Here is a 3,016-nt window from a genome sequence, read left to right as displayed (position 1 = left end):
TAGATAAATAAGTATTGTTTCTATTATATATAAATTAAAAAGGATCACAAAATAAATGGGTTTTTTCAAACTTCGGGGAGATAGATTCCTTGGAATATTTTATATTATTATCTCAGGCGCATCATTCTGAGCTATGCCGATTTTTGCAAACATTGCCTATGGATCAGGGGCAAACCCTACTACAGTGCTTAAGGATAAGTAAACGCTTTAAAGGATAAGTAAAAAGGATAAGTAAACGCTTTTTTTGACCGGTGTTCCGCTGCCACTCCACACCGGCAGGTGAGAAATACGTTGTTCCGGCCGATGTCCGGCTATAAAAAGGTAGGTAACATGAGTCCGGAAGAAAAAAAGCAGATGATGCAGGTGATGGCCCCGGCCATGAACGAGGCAAAACAGATGAAACATGGTCAGGGGGCGGCAAAAGAACTCTGGGCAATCATTCCCAGAAAACCCGGAGATCAAATCGGAAATGAAATGAAGGTCCGCAATACCCTTGATGTGACTATGGGAACAAATTCAACCCTGCAGCAGGCGTTTGATTTTTATGGGAAAAAGTTTTCCACAAAAGGGTGGAAAAATCAGAGCACCTATATTGAGAATGGTCAGGGCATGATGAGCATGAGAAAGGGTGAACAAATTATTATGTTTGCCTGGGCGGAAAAATCGCCGGTTATGAAAGGCAATTTTAAATTGTACTACAATGTCCATTACACCGGGGGATATTAAGACTGTAATGCCGTGACAGGTATAAAAATATTTTTCCAGGTGGCCGGTATTATTTTTCTGATCCCCAAGTTCTTTTGCCCGGTGAATTTGTCTGCCCTGGGCATGGTCCAGGATAACACAGTGCTTGAAGGATACGGTTTCAAATTTGGACAAGGACCATACCGCATCAGTGCCACAAGGATCGATACCGGGCGGTATCGCGTTTCCATCCAGTCCATGAGCCGGCCAAATGACAATGATTCAAAAGCGATTAAACTCAAAACAGCAGCCGATACCATACTCCCGGTCCGGGTTCCTGCATCTCCTGAAGGGAAATATACCTGCAACACCCGCGGTCCCGTCGCCGGGACAGAACAACCCGGTTCAACCACAGGTAAATGAAAGTTCCAACCAGGCCCCTTCTGAAACGATAGAGATGACGGAAAACAGTCTGGTCTTCTTAAAAGTGACGGCAGATGATATGACCCACAACAAGGCTCCCATTGAATGGGAGGTGTTCAAGGCCCAGGTGAACCAGACGTTTTATTACCTTGTCAGGAATTCTGAAATCGGGACCGCCCTGATCGACACGGATCAAAATAAAATGTTTGACGCACAATCCGCACAACCCCTGCCTGGTGATCAAGGTATGACTCTGGATATGGACAATGTGACATTGCTTGATCCTTCCGGTGCAAAATAGGTGGCTTTTAAATCAAAGAACACCATCAATGCATGGTGGAATAAAGATACCCTGTCGTTTACCCTTTATGAAGGTTTACAGAACCCGTCAGCACAGGTGATGCAAAAAGAGGATGTTTCTCCGGCAGCAGTGCAGGAGGCGCCACAGGAACCGTCATCCCAAGAAATGCCGTTGGCTGACCTTTCTCTTTTATTTGCCAACAGCGATTTTGAACTGGGTGACCTGACCCACTGGACCCAAGCGGGAAATGCCTTTGACTTTCAGCCCACCAAAGGGGACAACCCCACAGCCAGAGGAAGGAAAACTCAGCCGTCACAGCACCGGGGGGAGTTCTGGATCGGTACGTTTGAAAAATACCAGGGAACAGCAAAAGAACGGCCGGGCATGCGACAGGGGGATCGGCCAACCGGAACACTGACTTCAGTTTTGTTTGAAATTACAGCGGACAAAATCTCCTTTCTCATCGGCGGAGGAAGAAATGCCGACAAGGAAACAGTTTCTCTTATGGTGGATGGGCAGGTGGTGCACAGTGCCACGGGAACCGGTAATGAAACCCTGAAACAGCAGGTCTGGGATGTATCCGCCTACATGGGCAGGACGGCTCAGATCGTTATCACGGATGCTCACCCCGGTGGCTGGGGACACATCAATGCCGATGACTTCCGGTACGTCGGAATCCAATAAAATTTATATCGATATGCATATCGGGGATAATAAAAATGTGTGAATGCAAAGGTCTTCCAGAATTCATCAAATCGGATACAAGCGATTCGTATTTTAAAAAATTTAAACAAATTGATTGGAAAGATGATGCTTGGGTTAAATTGATTAAATGCCCCGATTGTGGACAGTATTGGCAGCTGGATGAATGGGATAAATATCAAACTGGTTTAGCCATTAAAATTGAAGATCCAGAAAGTTGGAAAACCCATAATGATAAAGAAATTAGAATCGAATTCTTAATTCATACCCGGGGTGGCTTATCTGAAAAAACGTGTGCATGGCAAGGGTGTAACAATAAGGCAATAATTGGTTTAGCCTATTGCCCGTTGTGCGCCTATGAAAAAGCTGGAATACGAGAATGAAAAAAACGTATAACAAGACGGTTGCACCAGATTGCAATGGCCTTGCTCCCCCCTTATTTCCTAGGCAATTGCAATAACAAGCAAAAAGACAGAATCGTCCATTATTAAATATGAATAGAACTCAAGACAGTCATTCACAACTTACGGACAAGCCGGAATCAAGCCCTGATATTGGGGACATCTTCAGGGAATACGGTGAACAATTCCGATCTAAATACCGGCTGCATCCCCGGCAATACAAGGTCATGTATGACATTGAACACTGCCGGTGGGATCAACATTATGGGGAACTGGGTATCACCTGAATATCATCATACCTTTCTTTTTCCGGTACTGGCACTTTCACCCGTATTCCGGGCCAAATTCCTTGAGAATCTTAAGAAAGCCCATCGCAAGGGGATGCTGAACTTCCCGGGGGATATCAGCTTTCTTGCAGATTATTTATCTTTTGAGCAATGGTTGTTCCATGCAGTTCCCAAAAAATGGGTGGTCTTTTCCAAACCTCCTTTTGCAGGCCCCCGGG

The 3,016-nt window shown here is 45.2% G+C and carries 7 protein-coding genes; all 7 read left to right on the top strand.

Features of this window, described 5'->3' with window-relative positions; all coding sequences use genetic code 11:
• The first annotated feature begins 330 nt into the window (after positions 1–330).
• Complete coding sequence (locus K8S13_RS02240) at positions 331–726, top strand: hypothetical protein (RefSeq protein WP_291460097.1); 396 nt, start codon at positions 331–333, stop codon at positions 724–726.
• Positions 727–738: 12 nt separating this feature from the next.
• A complete protein-coding gene (locus K8S13_RS02235; protein ID WP_291460096.1) occupies positions 739–1,107 on the top strand; it encodes a hypothetical protein in 369 nt (122 codons plus the stop codon).
• A 34-nt stretch (positions 1,108–1,141) separates the two neighbouring features.
• The gene (locus tag K8S13_RS02230) at positions 1,142–1,408 is read left to right on the top strand and encodes a hypothetical protein (RefSeq protein ID WP_291460095.1); all 267 of its coding nucleotides are present in this window, start codon (positions 1,142–1,144) and stop codon (positions 1,406–1,408) included.
• Complete coding sequence (locus tag K8S13_RS02225; protein WP_291460094.1) at positions 1,409–2,092, top strand: hypothetical protein; 684 nt, start codon at positions 1,409–1,411, stop codon at positions 2,090–2,092.
• 35 nt (positions 2,093–2,127) lie between these two features.
• The gene (locus K8S13_RS02220) at positions 2,128–2,493 is read left to right on the top strand and encodes a hypothetical protein (RefSeq protein WP_291460093.1); all 366 of its coding nucleotides are present in this window, start codon (positions 2,128–2,130) and stop codon (positions 2,491–2,493) included.
• Positions 2,494–2,603: 110 nt separating this feature from the next.
• Complete coding sequence (locus K8S13_RS02215; protein WP_291460091.1) at positions 2,604–2,798, top strand: hypothetical protein; 195 nt, start codon at positions 2,604–2,606, stop codon at positions 2,796–2,798.
• Positions 2,776–3,016 (top strand): transposase (locus K8S13_RS02210; protein WP_291460090.1); only part of this gene is annotated, 241 nt, incomplete at its 3' end. The genes K8S13_RS02215 and K8S13_RS02210, both read left to right, overlap by 23 nt.

The organism is Desulfobacula sp., from assembly GCF_021107415.1.
The sequence above is the reverse complement of the archived record's forward strand: the minus strand, read 5'-3'. Positions and strand labels throughout refer to the sequence as shown.

What these genes read in the sequence shown, in the direction of transcription:
- K8S13_RS02220 (WP_291460093.1), top strand. Translation starts at nt 2,128, where the DNA reads ATGTGTGAATGCAAAGGTCTTCCAGAATTCATCAAATCGGATACAAGC.
- K8S13_RS02240 (WP_291460097.1), top strand. Translation starts at nt 331, where the DNA reads ATGAGTCCGGAAGAAAAAAAGCAGATGATGCAGGTGATGGCCCCGGCC.
- K8S13_RS02215 (WP_291460091.1), top strand. Translation starts at nt 2,604, where the DNA reads ATGAATAGAACTCAAGACAGTCATTCACAACTTACGGACAAGCCGGAA.
- K8S13_RS02230 (WP_291460095.1), top strand. Translation starts at nt 1,142, where the DNA reads ATGACGGAAAACAGTCTGGTCTTCTTAAAAGTGACGGCAGATGATATG.